18 protein-coding genes and 1 other annotated feature are annotated in these 18345 nt (G+C 51.5%); of the genes, 15 read left to right on the forward strand and 3 right to left on the reverse strand.

Annotated features, from left to right (window positions below; all coding sequences use genetic code 11):
* The first annotated feature begins 231 nt into the window (after positions 1 to 231).
* The 14 genes from thrS (at position 232) to selO (ending at position 13045) form a co-directional block, all read left to right on the forward strand.
* A complete protein-coding gene (gene thrS / locus ACLD11_RS01630; protein WP_183059104.1) occupies positions 232 to 2160 on the forward strand; it encodes a threonine--tRNA ligase in 1929 nt (642 codons plus the stop codon).
* A 3-nt stretch (positions 2161 to 2163) separates the two neighbouring features.
* Positions 2164 to 2706: a translation initiation factor IF-3 gene (infC, locus tag ACLD11_RS01635; protein WP_001574431.1), complete on the forward strand. Its 543-nt coding sequence runs from the start codon at positions 2164 to 2166 to the stop codon at positions 2704 to 2706.
* 95 nt (positions 2707 to 2801) lie between these two features.
* Entirely contained in the window at positions 2802 to 2999 is a 198-nt protein-coding gene (gene rpmI / locus ACLD11_RS01640; RefSeq protein WP_001124225.1) for a 50S ribosomal protein L35, read from the forward strand.
* Positions 3000 to 3049: 50 nt separating this feature from the next.
* A complete protein-coding gene (gene rplT / locus ACLD11_RS01645; RefSeq protein WP_000124850.1) occupies positions 3050 to 3406 on the forward strand; it encodes a 50S ribosomal protein L20 in 357 nt (118 codons plus the stop codon).
* Between the two features lie 115 nt (positions 3407 to 3521).
* Positions 3522 to 3645: a sequence feature (Phe leader region), on the forward strand.
* Positions 3527 to 3571 (forward strand): pheST operon leader peptide PheM, encoded by a 45-nt coding sequence (gene pheM, locus ACLD11_RS01650; RefSeq protein WP_001386830.1) that lies wholly within the window; start codon positions 3527 to 3529, stop codon positions 3569 to 3571. Its footprint overlaps the feature before it by 45 nt.
* A 62-nt stretch (positions 3646 to 3707) precedes the next feature.
* Complete coding sequence (pheS, locus tag ACLD11_RS01655; protein WP_000018570.1) at positions 3708 to 4691, forward strand: phenylalanine--tRNA ligase subunit alpha; 984 nt, start codon at positions 3708 to 3710, stop codon at positions 4689 to 4691.
* A gap of 15 nt (positions 4692 to 4706) precedes the next feature.
* On the forward strand, positions 4707 to 7094 hold the full coding sequence (gene pheT, locus ACLD11_RS01660) for a phenylalanine--tRNA ligase subunit beta (protein ID WP_183059103.1): 2388 nt from the start codon (positions 4707 to 4709) through the stop codon (positions 7092 to 7094).
* 4 nt (positions 7095 to 7098) lie between these two features.
* Positions 7099 to 7398, forward strand: coding sequence for an integration host factor subunit alpha (gene ihfA, locus ACLD11_RS01665; protein ID WP_001229266.1), 300 nt, complete (start codon positions 7099 to 7101; stop codon positions 7396 to 7398).
* 202 nt (positions 7399 to 7600) lie between these two features.
* Positions 7601 to 8581, forward strand: coding sequence for a vitamin B12 ABC transporter permease BtuC (btuC, locus tag ACLD11_RS01670; RefSeq protein WP_411014454.1), 981 nt, complete (start codon positions 7601 to 7603; stop codon positions 8579 to 8581).
* Positions 8582 to 8672: 91 nt separating this feature from the next.
* Positions 8673 to 9224, forward strand: coding sequence for a glutathione peroxidase (locus ACLD11_RS01675; protein WP_411014455.1), 552 nt, complete (start codon positions 8673 to 8675; stop codon positions 9222 to 9224).
* Positions 9224 to 9973 carry a vitamin B12 ABC transporter ATP-binding protein BtuD gene (gene btuD, locus ACLD11_RS01680; RefSeq protein ID WP_047643372.1) on the forward strand — a complete coding sequence of 250 codons (750 nt, stop codon included), beginning with the start codon at positions 9224 to 9226 and terminating at the stop codon, positions 9971 to 9973. Before ACLD11_RS01675 ends, btuD begins: the two co-directional genes overlap by 1 nt.
* A gap of 76 nt (positions 9974 to 10049) precedes the next feature.
* Positions 10050 to 10514, forward strand: a complete 465-nt coding sequence (locus ACLD11_RS01685) for a C40 family peptidase (protein WP_076726460.1) — start codon at positions 10050 to 10052, stop codon at positions 10512 to 10514.
* 313 nt (positions 10515 to 10827) lie between these two features.
* On the forward strand, positions 10828 to 11541 hold the full coding sequence (ydiV, locus tag ACLD11_RS01690; protein WP_000562006.1) for an anti-FlhDC factor YdiV: 714 nt from the start codon (positions 10828 to 10830) through the stop codon (positions 11539 to 11541).
* A gap of 61 nt (positions 11542 to 11602) precedes the next feature.
* A complete protein-coding gene (gene selO, locus ACLD11_RS01695) occupies positions 11603 to 13045 on the forward strand; it encodes a protein adenylyltransferase SelO (protein WP_411014456.1) in 1443 nt (480 codons plus the stop codon).
* Positions 13046 to 13080: 35 nt separating this feature from the next.
* Here the strand turns inward: selO and hemP are convergent, their stop codons facing one another.
* The 3 genes from hemP to ppsR form a co-directional block, all read right to left on the reverse strand.
* Complete coding sequence (hemP, locus tag ACLD11_RS01700; protein ID WP_076726464.1) at positions 13081 to 13272, reverse strand: hemin uptake protein HemP; 192 nt, start codon at positions 13270 to 13272, stop codon at positions 13081 to 13083.
* Positions 13273 to 13428: 156 nt separating this feature from the next.
* Positions 13429 to 14475, reverse strand: coding sequence for a 3-deoxy-7-phosphoheptulonate synthase AroH (gene aroH, locus ACLD11_RS01705; RefSeq protein WP_411014457.1), 1047 nt, complete (start codon positions 14473 to 14475; stop codon positions 13429 to 13431).
* Between the two features lie 155 nt (positions 14476 to 14630).
* Entirely contained in the window at positions 14631 to 15464 is an 834-nt protein-coding gene (ppsR, locus tag ACLD11_RS01710) for a posphoenolpyruvate synthetase regulatory kinase/phosphorylase PpsR (protein WP_183059099.1), read from the reverse strand.
* 461 nt (positions 15465 to 15925) lie between these two features.
* Here ppsR and ppsA point away from each other — a divergent pair, with 461 nt between their 5' ends.
* Positions 15926 to 18304, forward strand: coding sequence for a phosphoenolpyruvate synthase (gene ppsA / locus ACLD11_RS01715; RefSeq protein ID WP_411014458.1), 2379 nt, complete (start codon positions 15926 to 15928; stop codon positions 18302 to 18304).
* The last annotated feature ends 41 nt before the right edge of the window (positions 18305 to 18345 follow it).

The following is an 18345-nucleotide window of genomic DNA, read 5'->3' on the forward strand; positions in this document are numbered from 1 at the left end:
ACGGAGAAATCCTGTCAAGGGTCTTGATTTGATACAGAGTGATGCAATCTCCCTTTTTTTAGTGTTACCATCATCATGCCGGACGAAAATAGCGATTTTCGTCTGTGTCGAAGGTTGTGCGCCAATTTAGCAATGGTTGGCTAGATGGATACACAACTCACTGTCAATAAATTCATTTTCTCTTTGTATGTGATCTTGCGTATGGGTCACCACTGCAAATAAGGATATAACATGCCTGTTATTACTCTTCCTGATGGCAGCCAACGCCATTATGACCACCCTGTAAGCCCGATGGATGTTGCTCTGGACATTGGTCCTGGCCTGGCGAAAGCCACCATTGCGGGCCGTGTGAATGGCGAGCTGGTTGATGCTTCCGATCTGATTGAAAATGATGCGACGCTTTCCATCATCACCGCAAAAGATGAAGAGGGTCTGGAGATCATTCGTCACTCTTGCGCGCATCTGTTAGGTCACGCTATCAAGCAACTTTGGCCGCACACGAAAATGGCGATCGGCCCGGTTGTCGACAACGGTTTTTACTATGACGTTGATCTTGACCGCACGCTAACTCAGGAAGATGTCGAAGCGCTCGAAAAGCGGATGCATGAGCTCGCCGAGAAAAATTACGACGTTATCAAGAAAAAGGTGAGCTGGCATGACGCGCGCGAAACCTTCGTGAAGCGCGGCGAGACTTACAAAGTCGCTATTCTTGATGAAAATATCGCCCATGATGATAAGCCAGGCTTGTACCATCATGAAGAATATGTCGACATGTGTCGTGGTCCGCACGTGCCGAATATGCGTTTCTGTCATCACTTTAAACTGATGAAAACTGCCGGCGCATACTGGCGCGGTGACAGCAATAATAAGATGCTGCAGCGTATTTACGGTACGGCATGGGCAGATAAAAAAGCCCTGAGCGCTTATCTGCAGCGCCTGGAAGAGGCCGCAAAACGCGACCACCGTAAAATTGGTAAGCAGCTCGACCTGTATCATATGCAGGAAGAAGCGCCGGGCATGGTGTTCTGGCATAACGACGGCTGGACTATCTTCCGCGAGCTGGAGGTCTTTGTTCGTTCTAAACTCAAAGAGTACCAGTATCAAGAAGTTAAAGGCCCGTTCATGATGGACCGTGTGCTGTGGGAAAAAACCGGGCACTGGGACAACTATAAAGATGCGATGTTCACCACGTCCTCAGAAAACCGCGAATATTGTATCAAGCCGATGAACTGCCCGGGCCACGTTCAGATCTTTAACCAGGGTCTGAAATCCTATCGTGATTTGCCGCTGCGTATGGCGGAATTCGGTAGCTGCCACCGTAACGAGCCATCAGGCGCGCTGCATGGTCTGATGCGTGTACGCGGCTTTACGCAGGATGATGCGCATATCTTCTGCACCGAAGAGCAGATCCGCGATGAAGTTAACGCTTGTATTCGTATGGTCTACGATATGTACAGCACCTTTGGCTTCGAGAAGATCGTCGTCAAGCTTTCCACTCGTCCTGACAAGCGTATCGGCAGCGATGAGATGTGGGATCGTGCTGAGGCGGATCTGGCGGTTGCGCTGGAAGAAAATAATATCCCGTTTGAGTATCAACTGGGTGAAGGCGCATTCTACGGTCCGAAAATTGAATTTACCTTATATGACTGCCTCGATCGTGCATGGCAGTGCGGTACAGTACAGCTGGACTTCTCCTTACCGTCTCGTCTGAGCGCCTCCTATGTAGGCGAAGACAACGAGCGTAAGGTACCGGTAATGATTCACCGTGCGATTCTTGGGTCGATGGAACGCTTCATCGGTATCCTGACCGAAGAGTTCGCTGGTTTCTTCCCGACATGGCTTGCGCCGGTTCAGGTAGTCGTGATGAATATTACCGATTCGCAGTCTGAATACGTTAACGAATTGACGCAGAAACTACAAAATGCGGGCATTCGTGTAAAAGCAGACTTGAGAAATGAGAAGATTGGCTTTAAAATCCGCGAGCACACTTTACGTCGTGTCCCTTATATGTTGGTCTGTGGTGATAAAGAGGTGGAAGCAGGCAAAGTTGCCGTTCGCACCCGCCGCGGTAAAGACCTGGGCAGTCTGGACGTAAATGACGTGATTGAGAAGCTGCAACAAGAGATTCGCAGCCGCAGTCTTCAACAACTGGAGGAATAAAGTATTAAAGGCGGAAAACGAGTTCAAACGGCGCGTCCGAATCGTATTAATAGCGAAATTCGCGCGCAAGAAGTTCGCTTAACAGGTCTGGAAGGCGAGCAGCTTGGTATTGTGAGTCTGAGAGAAGCTCTGGAAAAAGCTGAAGAAGCCGGAGTAGACTTAGTCGAAATCAGCCCTAACGCCGAGCCGCCGGTTTGTCGTATAATGGATTACGGCAAATTCCTCTATGAAAAGAGTAAGTCTTCTAAGGAACAGAAGAAAAAGCAAAAAGTTATCCAGGTGAAGGAAATTAAATTCCGTCCTGGGACAGATGAAGGCGACTATCAGGTAAAACTCCGCAGCCTGATTCGCTTTCTCGAAGAGGGCGATAAGGCCAAAATCACGCTGCGTTTCCGCGGCCGTGAGATGGCCCACCAGCAAATCGGTATGGAAGTGCTTAATCGCGTGAAAGACGATTTGCAAGAACTGGCAGTGGTCGAATCCTTCCCAACGAAGATCGAAGGCCGCCAGATGATCATGGTGCTTGCTCCTAAGAAGAAACAGTAAGGCCTTCAAGTAACAATTCTGTGAAGCCTTCGGGCTTCACAGGTTTTGTTCGCCTATGTTTCGTTTATTAACAATGCGAAGTGGAAGTTATTAAAATGCCAAAAATTAAGACCGTACGCGGTGCTGCTAAGCGCTTCAAAAAAACCGGTAAAGGTGGTTTTAAGCACAAGCACGCTAACCTGCGTCACATTCTGACCAAAAAAGCGACTAAACGTAAACGTCACCTGCGTCCGAAAGCCATGGTTTCTAAAGGCGATCTGGGCCTGGTTATCGCGTGCCTGCCGTACGCATAAGCCGTTAACGTTTTTAACTTTTTAATTAGAATAGATACAGGAGAGCACATATGGCTCGCGTAAAACGTGGTGTAATTGCACGCGCACGTCACAAGAAAATTTTGAAACAAGCCAAAGGCTACTACGGTGCGCGTTCTCGCGTATACCGCGTTGCCTTCCAGGCAGTTATCAAAGCTGGTCAGTATGCTTACCGTGACCGTCGTCAACGTAAGCGTCAGTTCCGTCAACTGTGGATTGCGCGTATCAACGCAGCAGCACGTCAGAACGGTATTTCTTACAGCAAATTCATCAACGGCCTGAAAAAAGCCTCTGTTGAAATCGACCGTAAGATCCTGGCTGATATCGCCGTATTCGACAAAGTCGCGTTCACCGCGCTGGTTGAAAAAGCGAAAGCAGCTCTGGCATAAGCCAGTGAAAAGAGGGAGCCTGGCTCCCTCTCTTTTATTTACTGTTCAGTGAGTTGACAATTGACCTGTAACCCTTTTCAATAAAGGATGTTCGGTTTTACCACATAAGGTAACGCAAGCATGAACGCTGCTATTTTCCGTTTCTTTTTTTACTTTAGCACCTGATCCCAGGAGGCTAGCGCGTGAAAAACGAAACGAAAAACAGCGCAAAAAAGCCTCCTGATGGAGGCTTTTTTTGTATCTGAAATCGAGAGATTACGTCCAATGAACCGGTGTCTTCACCGACACAATGAGGAAAACCATGTCACATCTCGCAGAGCTGGTTGCCAATGCAGCGGCCGCCATTAACCAGGCGTCAGATGTTGCCGCGTTAGACAATGTACGCGTCGAATATTTGGGCAAGAAAGGGCATTTAACCCTTCAGATGACGACCCTACGCGATCTGCCGCCGGAAGAGCGTCCAGCAGCCGGGGCAGTCATTAACGCCGCGAAAGAGCAGGTACAACAGGCTCTTAACGCGCGTAAAGCCGAGCTGGAAAGCGCAGCGCTTAACGCCCGTCTGGCCGCTGAAACCATCGATATCTCCCTGCCGGGGCGCCGTATTGAGAACGGCGGTCTGCATCCGGTCACGCGTACCATTGACCGTATTGAAAGTTTCTTCGGCGAGCTTGGTTTTACCGTGGCGACTGGCCCGGAAATCGAAGATGACTACCATAACTTCGATGCGTTAAACATTCCGGGTCATCATCCGGCCCGCGCCGATCATGATACCTTCTGGTTTGACGCGACCCGTCTGCTGCGGACCCAGACGTCTGGCGTCCAGATCCGGACGATGAAAGCGCAGCAACCGCCGATCCGTATTATTGCGCCGGGCCGTGTATACCGTAATGACTACGACCAGACGCATACTCCGATGTTCCATCAGATGGAAGGTCTGATTGTTGATACCAACATCAGCTTCACCAACCTCAAAGGTACGCTGCACGACTTCCTGCGCAATTTCTTTGAGGAGGATCTGCAGATTCGCTTCCGTCCTTCTTATTTTCCGTTTACCGAACCTTCTGCGGAAGTGGATGTGATGGGTAAAAACGGCAAATGGCTGGAAGTGCTGGGCTGCGGGATGGTGCATCCGAATGTGCTGCGTAATGTCGGTATCGATCCGGAAATCTATTCTGGCTTCGCTTTTGGTATGGGGATGGAACGTCTGACCATGTTGCGTTACGGCGTCACCGACCTGCGTTCATTCTTCGAAAACGATCTGCGTTTCCTCAAACAGTTTAAATAAAGGCAGGATAAAACAATGAAATTCAGCGAACTGTGGTTACGCGAGTGGGTTAACCCGGCAATTGATAGCGATGCGTTGGCTAACCAGATTACGATGGCTGGCCTGGAAGTAGACGGCGTTGAGCCGGTCGCGGGAAGCTTCAATGGCGTTGTGGTTGGGGAAGTGGTTGAGTGCGCCCAGCATCCGAACGCTGACAAATTGCGTGTAACGAAAGTCAACGTCGGCGGAGAACGCCTGTTGGATATCGTCTGCGGCGCGCCAAACTGTCGTCAGGGGCTGAAAGTAGCGGTGGCCACCATTGGCGCTATCCTGCCGGGCGATTTCAAAATTAAAGCGGCGAAACTGCGCGGCGAACCGTCTGAAGGGATGCTGTGCTCCTTCTCCGAACTGGGGATTTCCGACGATCACAGCGGCATTATCGAACTGCCGGCGGATGCGCCGCTGGGTACCGATATCCGTGAATACCTGAAGCTTGACGACAATACCATCGAAATTAGCGTCACGCCGAACCGTGCGGATTGCTTAGGTATCATCGGCGTTGCGCGTGATGTGGCGGTACTGAACAAAGCGCCGCTCCAGGAGCCTGAAATGGCACCGGTTACGGCAACCATCAGCGATACGCTGCCGATTACGGTAGAGGCCGCTGATGCGTGTCCACGCTATCTTGGCCGGGTGGTAAAAGGCATCAATGTTAACGCGCCGACGCCGCTGTGGATGAAAGAGAAACTGCGTCGCTGCGGTATTCGCTCCATCGATGCGGTGGTTGACGTCACGAACTATGTGCTGCTCGAACTGGGTCAGCCAATGCATGCTTTTGATAAAGATCGCATTGATGGCGGTATTGTCGTGCGGATGGCAAAAGAGGGTGAAACCGTTGTCCTGCTGGACGGTAGCGAAGCGACGTTAAATGCGGACACGCTGGTGATCGCCGATCACCATAAGGCGCTGGGGATAGCCGGTATTTTTGGCGGCGAACATTCCGGCGTGAACGGCGAAACGCAAAATGTGCTGCTGGAATGTGCGTACTTTAATCCGCTGTTTATCACCGGTCGCGCTCGCCGCCACGGTCTGCATACCGATGCGTCTCATCGCTACGAGCGCGGGGTGGACCCGGCGCTGCAATATAAAGCGATAGAGCGCGCCACTCGTCTGCTTCTTGATATCTGTGGCGGTGATGCGGGTCCGATAATTGATGTGAGCAACGAAGCAACGTTGCCGAAACCCGCCACCATTACGCTGCGTCGCAGTAAACTGGATCGCCTGATCGGGCATCATATTGCGGATGAGCAGGTCAGTGATATTCTGCGTCGTCTGGGCTGTGAAGTGACCGAAGGGCAGGACGAGTGGAAAGCCGTGGCGCCGACCTGGCGTTTCGATATGGAAATTGAAGAAGATCTGGTGGAAGAGGTGGCCCGCGTTTACGGCTATAACAATATTCCGGACGAGCCAATCCAGGCCGGTTTAATCATGGGGACGCACCGTGAAGCCGATCTGTCGTTGAAGCGGGTTAAAACCATGCTGAACGACAAAGGCTATCAGGAAGTGATTACCTATAGCTTTGTCGATCCTAAAGTACAACAGCTCATCCATCCAGGCGCAGAAGCGCTGCTGCTGCCAAACCCTATCTCCGTTGAGATGTCGGCGATGCGTCTGTCTCTGTGGAGCGGATTGTTGGCGACGGTGGTCTATAACCAAAACCGTCAGCAGAATCGCGTGCGTATTTTTGAAACCGGTTTACGTTTCGTTCCGGATACACAAGCCAATCTGGGTATTCGACAGGATCTGATGCTGGCTGGCGTGATTTGCGGCAACCGCTATGATGAGCACTGGAACCTGGCAAAAGAGACCGTTGATTTCTATGATTTGAAAGGCGATCTGGAAGCGGTATTGGATTTAACCGGCAAACTGGGTGATATCCAGTTTAAGGCGGAGATGAATCCGGCTCTGCATCCGGGACAGTCGGCAGCGATTTATCTGAAAGATGAACGTATTGGTTTTATTGGGGTTGTTCATCCTGAACTGGAACGTAAACTGGATCTGAATGGTCGTACGCTGGTGTTTGAACTGGAATGGAATAAGCTCGCAGACCGTATCGTGCCGCAGGCGCGGGAGATTTCACGCTTCCCGGCCAACCGTCGCGATATTGCGGTTGTTGTTGCAGAAAACGTTCCCGCAGCGGATATTTTATCCGAATGTAAGAAAGTTGGCGTAAATCAGGTAGTTGGCGTAAACTTATTTGACGTGTACCGCGGTAAGGGTGTTGCGGAGGGTTATAAGAGCCTCGCTATCAGCCTGATCCTTCAGGATACCAACCGTACACTCGAAGAAGAGGAGATTGCCGCTACCGTCGCCAAATGTGTAGAGGCATTAAAAGAGCGATTCCAGGCATCATTGAGGGATTGAACCTATGGCGCTTACAAAAGCTGAAATGTCAGAATATCTGTTTGATAAGCTTGGGCTTAGCAAGCGGGATGCCAAAGAACTGGTTGAACTGTTTTTCGAAGAGATCCGTCGTGCTCTGGAAAACGGTGAGCAGGTGAAACTCTCTGGTTTTGGTAACTTCGATCTGCGTGATAAAAATCAACGTCCGGGGCGTAACCCGAAAACGGGTGAAGATATTCCTATTACAGCACGGCGCGTGGTGACCTTCAGACCCGGGCAGAAGTTAAAGAGCCGGGTCGAAAACGCTTCGCCCAAAGAAGAGTAATCAGATCCAGGCATAACATCCATCAGGGTGTATTGCGGCAGATACGCTGCCATCCCGAAAGTAGATCAGCGGGATGACAGCGTATCTGTCAGCCTGAAAGATGACCCGTATAACTAAAAAGGCCGCATTGCGGCCTTTTTTCTTTCAAGTAAAGGATACCCACCGTAAAATCACGCTACCTCTTTTCAGCTGAATGGATAACATGCTGACTTTTGCCCGCCAACAACAGCGACGAAACGTTCGCTGGCTTCTGAGCCTGTCACTGCTGGTGCTACTGGCTACACTTCTGAGCTTATGCGCAGGCGAACAGTGGATTACCCCCGGTGACTGGTTAAGCGCCCGGGGGGAACTGTTTGTCTGGCAAATCCGCCTTCCCCGCACGCTTGCGGTATTGCTGGTTGGCGCTGCGCTGGCGCTATCTGGCACCGTGATGCAGGCGCTGTTTGAAAACCCACTTGCTGAACCGGGCCTGCTCGGCGTTTCGAATGGGGCCGGTGTTGGGCTTATTGCCGCCGTCTTACTGGGGCAGGGGCAACTGCCAGGATGGGCGCTGGGACTGTGCGCTATAGCTGGCGCGCTCACTATTACGTTAATCCTGCTGCGTTTTGCGCGCCGCCATCTCTCTACCAGCCGCTTGTTGTTGGCGGGCGTCGCGCTGGGCATTATCTGTAGCGCGCTGATGACGTGGGCTATCTATTTTTCCACCTCTTTCGATCTGCGGCAATTAATGTACTGGATGATGGGAGGATTCGGCGGCGTTGACTGGCAGCAGAGCTGGCTAATGATTGCGCTCATCCCGGTACTGATCTGGATATGTTGCCAGTCGCAATCGCTGAATATGCTGGCGCTAGGGGAAACCTCGGCGCGGCAGCTTGGCCTGCCGCTGTGGTTCTGGCGCAATTTGTTGGTCGTCGCCACCGGCTGGATGGTGGGCGTCAGCGTGGCGATGGCGGGGGCGATTGGTTTTATCGGTCTGGTTATTCCGCACATCCTGCGCTTATGTGGTTTAACCGATCACCGGGTTTTACTTCCCGGCTGCGCGCTGGCCGGGGCTATCGCCCTGCTATTGGCTGATGTGGTCGCCCGACTGGCGCTGGCGTCGGCTGAATTGCCTATCGGGGTGGTCACCGCCACATTGGGGGCGCCAGTGTTTATCTGGCTGCTGCTCAAATCCGCGCGTTAGCGCATTGGTAAACAACTGCTTTCATCATTCGCAGTCTATGATTAAAGGCTAACGATGAAACCCGCTATTCTACCGACATCAGGGAGACACCATGCAAAACTCGCTTCTTAATACTCACGTTACGACGATTGATGGAGAAGTCACCACTCTTGAGAAATACGCCGGAAAAGTGCTGCTCATTGTAAACGTCGCCTCCAGATGTGGTCTGACGCCGCAATATGAACAGCTGGAAAATATCCAGAAGGCGTGGGCAGATCAGGGGTTTATCGTGTTGGGTTTTCCCTGCAACCAGTTTATGGGGCAGGAGCCAGGCAGCGAAGAGGAGATTAAAACCTATTGCGCCAGCACCTGGGGCGTCACGTTCCCGATGTTCAGTAAAATTGATGTGAATGGCGACGCGCGCCATCCGCTGTATCAAAAACTGATTGCCGCTGCGCCAACGGCAGTCGCGCCGGAGAAGAGCGGCTTTTACGAACGGATGGTAAGCAAAGGGCGTACGCCACTCTATCCGGATGATGTTCTGTGGAATTTTGAAAAATTTTTGGTAGGCCGGGATGGTCAGGTGGTACAGCGTTTTTCGCCGGATATGACGCCTGAAGATCCTATTGTGATGGAAAGCATAAAAATCGCGTTGGCAAAATAATGTCTCAATTGATGCAATTAAAGGACGTCGCCGAGAGCACCCGCCTGGGGCCGCTTTCCGGCGAAGTAAGCGCAGGAGAGATCCTTCATCTTGTCGGGCCGAACGGCGCCGGGAAAAGCACGCTACTGGCGCGTATGGCGGGGTTAACCTCCGGCGAGGGGAGCATCAGGTTTGGCGGAGCGCCGCTGGAAGCATGGGCGACGGCAACGCTCGCCCAACACCGCGCTTATCTTGCGCAACAGCAAAATCCGCCGTTCGCCATGCCGGTCTGGCATTACCTGACATTGCATCAACCGGATAAAACGCGAACCGGGCAGCTTAACGAGGTGGCCGATATGCTTGGATTGGGCGACAAACTGGGGCGAAGCGTGAATCAGCTTTCCGGCGGCGAGTGGCAGCGTGTTCGCCTTGCTGCCGTTGTACTACAAATTCATCCTGACGCTAATCCGGTCGGTCAATTATTGCTGCTTGATGAGCCGATGAACAGTCTCGATGTTGCGCAACAAAACGCTTTGGATCGGGTATTACATCATTTGTGTCAGGCAGGAATCGCGATTGTGATGAGTAGCCACGACCTGAACCACACGCTGCGCCATGCGCATAAAGCCTGGTTACTAAAGCGCGGTAAACTCATCGCCTGTGGCTGCCGGGAAGAGGTGCTCACCCCCTCTTATCTGGCGCAAGCCTACGGTCTGCGCTTTCGACGACTCGACGTTGAGGGGCATCCAATGCTCATTTCGGCCACTTAAGTAAAATCGTTTCTTGAAAAGCAGGTAATTTCGACGCTAAATTAATACCAAAATAAAAACAGAGGATTGTTGCGGCATGCGTTTTTGGCTTCTTGTTATCACAGCATTGTTCCTGGCAGGATGCAGTACTCATCAGGCACCGGCGCCAAACGCCAGATTATCAGACTCCATTACCGTCATTGCGGGTCTGAACGATCAGTTGCAGTCCTGGCGCGGTACGCCATACCGTTACGGCGGCATGAGTCGCAGAGGCGTGGACTGTTCCGGCTTTGTGGTAGTCACTATGCGCGACAAGTTTGATTTGCAGTTGCCTCGTGATACGCGTGAACAATCAAAAATCGGCACCAGAATCGATAAAGATGAATTGCTGCCCGGAGATTTGGTTTTCTTTAAAACCGGTTCGGGCGAAAGTGGTTTACATGTTGGTATTTACGATACAAATAATGAGTTTATTCATGCCTCTACCAGTCGTGGCGTGATGCGTTCATCGCTGGATAATGTGTACTGGCGAAAAAACTTCTGGCAGGCACGGCGAATTTAACCTCGCAGACGATATAAATTTTATAGTCTATTTTTAACATACCGTCGGTTGAACTTATGACATCTGTTGTCATCATATATAATGATATAACCGTAGCATTTACAAACGTACTTTTATTAAAAACGGGCGTGCTCACGCCCTGTTAAAAGTACAACATTGGATATTGGTTTATAATCAGAGTAAGTTAAAAAAAGGAACCGGTTCACCGGTAAACAAGAAAAATGATGACGCTTCAATTAGTATCTGAAGTTACGTCTGTTTCCGTCCGTAGTGACTGGATGGCGAATAGCGTCCTAACCATGGGACTGGCGTAATGATTGCTTCACTTGATGAGCTTTACCATTCCGAACTCTTTTTCCTTCCCGTCATGGATGAAAACGCTCGGCTTGTTGGTTTAGAGATTATTGCAACGTTTGCCGCTGAAGACGGCGCCGTGCGGATGCCGACTGAGTTGGTAGCGCCTCGCCTTTCGGTGGAGGAACAATACTGTCTGTTTGTTGAAAAACTGGCGTTGTTAGAAACCTGTCAGCACTTTTTTATTCAGCATAAACTTATTGCATGGCTTAATTTACCGCCTGCAATTAGTGACTTATTATTATTAGATAGCGAACTTTTTTCCCGGGCAGCGCGCTTTCCGTTTCTTGAATTAGCTATAAATGAGAATTATCCTGGGTTAAACCAGGGCAAAAACAATGAAACGTTAGCTAATCTGGCAATGCATTTTCCATTAATGCTGGCAAATTTTGGGGCAGGCGAGGCATCGACTAAAGCTATTTTCGATGGGCTTTTCAAACGAGTCATGTTGGATAAAAATTTTATTCAGCAGCGAGCTGAAATGATCTCATTCGAACCATTCATGCACGCTATTGTTGCCCAGATCTCCTCCAGCTGCGAGTCGCTGATGATTGCCGGTATTGATACTGAGGCGATGTTTGCGCGCGCAGCGCCATTGGGGTTTAGCGCATTCCAGGGCGGACTATGGCCTTCGGTGCCGGTAAGCCAGCTCATTAAACTCGTTCAGCGATAACCTTTCTGTTTGCCGGTGTTTAACCGGTGATTAACCGTCTACACTGAAGACAGGAGGCCCTATGACCCTGTCTTTTACTGCCCGTTGGCGCGATGAATTGCCAGCAACGTATACCGCGCTTTTACCCACACCGTTAAAAAATGCGCGACTGATTTGGTATAACGACGAACTGGCGCAGCAGTTAGCCATTCCCGCGTCGTTATTTGACGCTACTAATGGCGCTGGCGTTTGGGGCGGCGAAACCTTATTACCCGGTATGTCGCCTGTCGCGCAGGTATATAGCGGGCATCAGTTCGGCGTCTGGGCGGGGCAACTCGGCGACGGACGCGGTATTTTGCTGGGCGAACAGCTCCTGGCGGATGGCTCGACCCTCGACTGGCATCTGAAAGGCGCCGGATTAACACCCTATTCGCGAATGGGGGATGGACGCGCCGTCCTGCGTTCAACCATACGAGAAAGCCTTGCCAGCGAAGCCATGCATTATCTGGGTATTCCCACTACGCGCGCGTTATCTATCGTAGCCAGCGATACGCCGGTTCAGAGAGAGACGCAGGAAACGGGCGCGATGTTAATGCGTCTGGCGCAAAGTCATATGCGTTTTGGTCATTTCGAACATTTCTATTACCGCCGTGAGCCGGAAAAAGTTCAGCAACTGGCTGATTTCGCTATTCGTCATTACTGGCCGCAATGGCAGGATGTCCCGGAAAAATATGCTTTGTGGTTTGAAGAGGTGGCGGCGCGTACCGGAAGACTCATCGCCGAGTGGCAAACCGTCGGTTTTTCGCACGGCGTTATGAATACGGATAACATGTCGATTCTGGGGCTGACCATCGACTATGGTCCCTTTGGTTTTCTCGATGACTACGATCCCGGCTTCATTGGTAACCATTCCGATCATCAGGGACGTTACCGCTTCGATAATCAACCGTCGGTGGCGCTGTGGAATTTACAACGTCTGGCGCAGACGTTAACCCCTTTTATTGAGATCGACGCGTTAAACAGAGCGCTGGATCGCTACCAGGACGCGTTGTTAACGCACTATGGGCAGCGAATGCGCCAGAAGCTGGGCTTCTTTACCGAGCAAAAAGACGATAACGCTTTACTGAATGAATTGTTTAGTCTGATGGCGCGCGAAGGGAGTGACTATACCCGTACATTTCGGATGTTAAGCCATACGGAGCAACAGAGCGCTTCCTCGCCGTTGCGGGATACGTTTATCGATCGCGCGGCGTTCGATGCCTGGTTCGATCGCTACCGGGCGCGATTGCGCACAGAGGCGGTTGATGACGCGCTGCGCCAGCAGCAGATGCAACGCGTGAATCCTGCGGTGGTGTTGCGCAACTGGCTGGCGCAACGCGCGATAGATGCGGCTGAACAGGGAGACATGGCGGAACTGCATCGGTTGCATGAAGTTTTACGTCAACCTTTTACCGAGCGAGATGATGACTATGCCAGCCGACCGCCGGAGTGGGGAAAGCGGCTGGAGGTCAGTTGTTCAAGTTAGCCTGATGCCAGCATCATCGTCTGCTGGCGGGAGCGCTATTTGGTTAACAGTAGCTTACCGGCCTGAGTTTTACGCAACAGATACTCCTGACCGTTGTGATCGATAATGATTTTGCCGTCCGGACCTAATAGCGCCTGACTGTTGACGCGCCGTTCAGCGGCAGGGAGAAGCGTTTCATTGTCCATTTCCTTAGGGTGAGGCAGCTCGGTGTTATCCATACGCGACATGTTATTTATTAATAATCAAACTCACAATGATTATTATTATCAATAATTAATGCGATAACAGCAAGTGCTAATTCTGTGGAGTGATATACGCGCGCGTAGAGAAAAGGGCGGGTAACGCATCGAAGAAACGCCCATCCCGGCAGGATGGGCGAGCTATTAAAAGCGGCTGTCTACCGCTGCGGCAAGTTTTTCCAACAGAACCTCCGTATCTTCCCAGTTCAGGCAGGGATCGGTAATGGACTGACCATAGATTAATGGTTGACCGCTGATAATTTTTTGCGTGCCTTCCCGTAAAAAACTCTCTGCCATAATCCCGGCAATCGCCGTGGAGCCATTAAGAATCTGTTGGCAAATATCATCACATACCTCCAACTGGCGGCGATGCTGTTTTTGACAGTTGCCGTGGCTGAAGTCGACGACCAGATGTTCCGGCAGATCAAATTCATGCAACGTGTCGCAGGCGGCGGCAATATCTTCAGCGTGGTAGTTCGGTTTTTTACCGCCGCGCATGATGATGTGCCCATACGGGTTGCCACTCGTCTGGTAGATGGTCATCTGTCCGTCTTTATCCGGCGAGAGAAACATATGGCTGGCGCGGGAGGCGCGAATAGCGTCAACGGCAATGCAGGTATTGCCATCCGTACCATTTTTAAAGCCGACCGGACAAGAGAGCGCAGAAGCCATTTCCCGATGGATTTGGCTTTCGGTGGTGCGCGCGCCAATCGCTCCCCAACTGATCAGATCGGCAATAAACTGGCCGGTGACCATATCAAGAAACTCTGTGGCGGTCGGTACTCCCAGTTCGTTCACCTGCAATAGCAAGCGACGCGCCAGTTCAAGCCCATAATTGACGCGGTAACTTCCATTCAAGTCAGGATCGGAAATCAGGCCTTTCCATCCCACGACGGTGCGCGGCTTTTCAAAATAGGTGCGCATGACGATTTCCAGACGCGCCTGATGCTTTTGGCGTTGTGCCTGGAGCAGCGTCGCGTATTCCATGGCAGCATTCAGATCGTGAATCGAACAGGGGCCAATGACGACCAGTAGCCGTGGATCTTCACCATTTAAAATCTTTTCTATCCGGCGTCGGGAGTCGGTAACGTGACTGGCGACGGAGGACGATACAGGATACCGCTGCGCGAGTTCGGTCGGTGTTACCAGGCTGTCGATACGCGCAGTACGGAGTTCGTCGGTTCTGTTCATTACAAGTCTCAGAAATTTGTTGCTTCAACGGCAGGACTACCGGGAAGTGATGGGCATCACGATAAACCAATCCCTGCTGATTTCAAGTGCGAGGCGTGTCACACCTCGCAGGCAGAACGGCATGATAACAAAAACCAACCCATTAAACTAGTTTACTAGTACATCCTGCGGTTAAGCCCCATAATATCGAGAATCTTGGTGGCTATCTCTTCAACGGAATAATTGGTGCTGTTCAGGCAGGGGATCTGATTCTTACGATACAGCGCTTCGACCTCCGCCACTTCCATGCGGCACTGACGCAACGAGGCATAGCGACTGTTTTCACGGCGTTCTTCGCGAATAGCCGCCAGGCGTTCAGGGTCAATTGTCAGGCCGAACAGTTTATGTTGTAGCGGTTTTAACGATGTGGGCAGCGTCAAATTATCCATATCATCGGCGATAAAAGGGTAGTTAGCCGCACGAATACCGAATTGCATCGCCAGATAGAGGCTGGTGGGCGTTTTTCCACAGCGCGAAACGCCAAGTAAAATGACCTGGGCCTGATCGAGGTTGCGCAATGAAATGCCATCATCATGCGCCAGGGTATAATCGATAGCGGCAATACGCGCGTCATACTTGTTCAGGTTACCCGGATTAAGCCCATGAGTACGATGAGCGATCGGCGTCGGATCCAGTTTCATCTCCTGCTGAAGCGGCGCCACCAGCGCCTGGACGATATCCTGGCAGAAACCTTCGCTCTGTAAGATGATGGCGCGAATTTCAGGTAAAACAATCGAGTAAAACACCAACGGGCGAACGCCGGTTTGCTGATAAATGGCGTCAATTTGGTCTTTGACGGCGCGGGCGCGACTTTCGTTTTCCACGAATGGCAGCGTGATGCTGCTGATCGTCACCGGAAACTGCGACATAACCGCGTGACCCAGGACCTCGGCGGTGATGGCGGTACCATCAGAAATATAGAAAACATGGCGATCAACAACACTATCCATTCTGTTCATCCTGAAGAGTAAACATAATTATCTGAAAGCATAAATTAAAAGTAACGGGAAACGTATAACTTGTCGCTTATTTTATAAAATGACAGACACTTTTTATAATTAATGAAAAGGATGTTTCATTTCCTGAAAACGCAGTTTATACCCTTCATACTTCAAGTTGCTTATGTGTTGGCTACGCTCGTTCACCCCAGTCACATAGTTATCTATGCTCCTGGGGACTCACTCCCTTGCCGCCTTTAAGCAACTCGAATTATTTTGGGTATATACCGGGGGTTATTAAGGGAATGCCGTGCTATGCGCGGGTTTGCGCAACTACGTAAACAATCTGAAAAAATGAAAAAATAAATTTGCTTGAACGATTCACCGTTTTTTTCGCGGGTTTAAGTATGCCAGGATAAATACGCAACTATGTGTTTCTTAAACTCGTTCATTTATCACAAAAGGATTGTTCGATGTCCAACAATGGCTCGTCACCGCTGGTGCTTTGGTATAACCAACTCGGCATGAATGATGTAGACAGAGTTGGGGGCAAAAATGCCTCCCTGGGTGAAATGATTACTAACCTTTCCGGCATGGGCGTATCCGTTCCGAATGGTTTTGCAACCACTGCCGATGCGTTTAACCAGTTTTTGGATCAAAGCGGCGTAAACCAGCGCATTTATGAGCTGCTGGATAAGACAGATATTGATGATGTCTCCCAGTTGGCGAAAGCGGGCGCGCAGATCCGCCAGTGGATTATCGACACTCCTTTCCAGCCGGCGCTGGAAAACGCCATCCGCGATGCCTATGCGCAGCTTTCGTCGGATGATGAAAATGCCTCTTTTGCCGTGCGTTCCTCTGCCACGGCGGAAGATATGCCAGATGCTTCGTTTGCGGGTCAACAGGAAACGTTTCTTAACGTTCAGGGCTTCGATGCGGTACTGGTGGCAGTGAAACACGTATTTGCTTCTCTGTTTAACGATCGCGCCATCTCTTATCGCGTTCACCAGGGATATGATCATCGCGGCGTAGCGCTTTCCGCTGGCGTGCAGCGGATGGTTCGCTCCGATCTCGCCTCGTCAGGGGTGATGTTCTCTATCGATACCGAATCCGGCTTTGACCAGGTGGTCTTTATCACCTCGGCATGGGGACTGGGCGAAATGGTAGTGCAGGGCGCGGTTAATCCGGATGAGTTTTATGTCCATAAGCCAACCCTGGCGGCAGGCCGTCCGGCCATCGTACGCCGCACCATGGGGTCGAAAAAAATCCGCATGGTTTATGCCGCCACTCAGGAACACGGCAAGCAAGTGAAGATTGAGGATGTACCGCAGGAACAGCGCGACATTTTCTCGCTTACCAACGAAGAAGTGCAGGAACTGGCGAAACAAGCGGTGCAGATTGAGCAGCACTATGGTCGTCCGATGGATATCGAATGGGCGAAAGACGGTCATACCGGTAAGCTCTTTATTGTGCAGGCACGTCCGGAAACCGTGCGCTCTCGTGGCCAGGTGATGGAGCGTTATACGCTACATGCGCAGGGGAAAATTATTGCCGAAGGTCGCGCCATTGGGCATCGTATCGGCGCAGGTACGGTAAAAGTTATTCACGATATCGGCGAAATGAACCGTATTGAGCCTGGCGATGTGCTTGTCACCGATATGACCGACCCGGACTGGGAACCGATCATGAAAAAAGCGGCGGCGATTGTCACTAACCGTGGCGGGCGCACCTGTCACGCGGCGATTATCGCCCGCGAATTGGGTATTCCGGCGGTAGTCGGCTGCGGCGACGCCACCGAACGCATGAAAGATGGCGAAAAAGTGACCGTCTCCTGTGCGGAAGGTGATACCGGTTATGTGTATGCCGACATGCTGGATTTCAGCGTAAAAAGCTCCAGCGTAGATGCCATGCCAGAGCTACCGCTGAAGGTCATGATGAACGTCGGCAACCCGGACAGGGCATTTGACTTTGCCTGCCTGCCGAATGAAGGCGTAGGTCTGGCGCGACTGGAATTCATCATTAACCGTATGATTGGCGTTCACCCGCGCGCGCTGCTGGAGTTTGACGACCAGGATGCCGCGCTGCAAAACGACATTCGTGAGATGATGAAAGGGTTTGACTCGCCGCGTGAATTTTACGTTGGTCGGCTGACGGAAGGGATCGCGACGTTAGGTGCCGCCTTCTACCCGAAACGCGTCATCGTTCGCCTGTCTGACTTTAAGTCCAACGAATACGCCAACCTGGTCGGCGGCGAACGCTATGAGCCGCATGAAGAAAACCCGATGCTGGGCTTCCGCGGCGCGGGCCGTTACGTCGCAGAAAGTTTCCGCGATTGTTTTGCGCTGGAATGCGAAGCGGTGAAACGCGTGCGCAACGATATGGGCCTTACCAACGTCGAAATCATGATCCCGTTCGTGCGGACGGTTGATCAGGCGAAAGCGGTCATCGAAGAGCTGGCGCGCCAGGGGCTTAAACGCGGCGAGAACGGGCTGAAGATCATCATGATGTGCGAGATCCCGTCCAATGCCTTGCTGGCTGAACAGTTCCTCGAGTATTTTGATGGCTTCTCGATTGGTTCTAACGACATGACGCAGCTGGCGCTGGGGCTGGATCGTGATTCCGGCGTGGTGTCTGAACTGTTTGACGAGCGTAACGACGCGGTGAAAGCGCTGCTGTCGATGGCGATCCGCGCGGCGAAAAAACAGGGCAAATATGTTGGAATTTGCGGTCAGGGTCCGTCCGACCATGAAGACTTTGCTGCCTGGCTGATGGAAGAGGGGATCGACAGTCTGTCGCTGAACCCGGACACCGTGGTTCAGACCTGGCTGAGTCTGGCTGAACTGAACAAGTAACATCATGCCTTATCCGGCCTATTCAACGTAGGCCGGATAAG

The organism is Salmonella sp. 741265116_PST (assembly GCF_046567715.1).
Classification (GTDB): Bacteria; Pseudomonadota; Gammaproteobacteria; order Enterobacterales; family Enterobacteriaceae; genus Salmonella; species Salmonella enterica.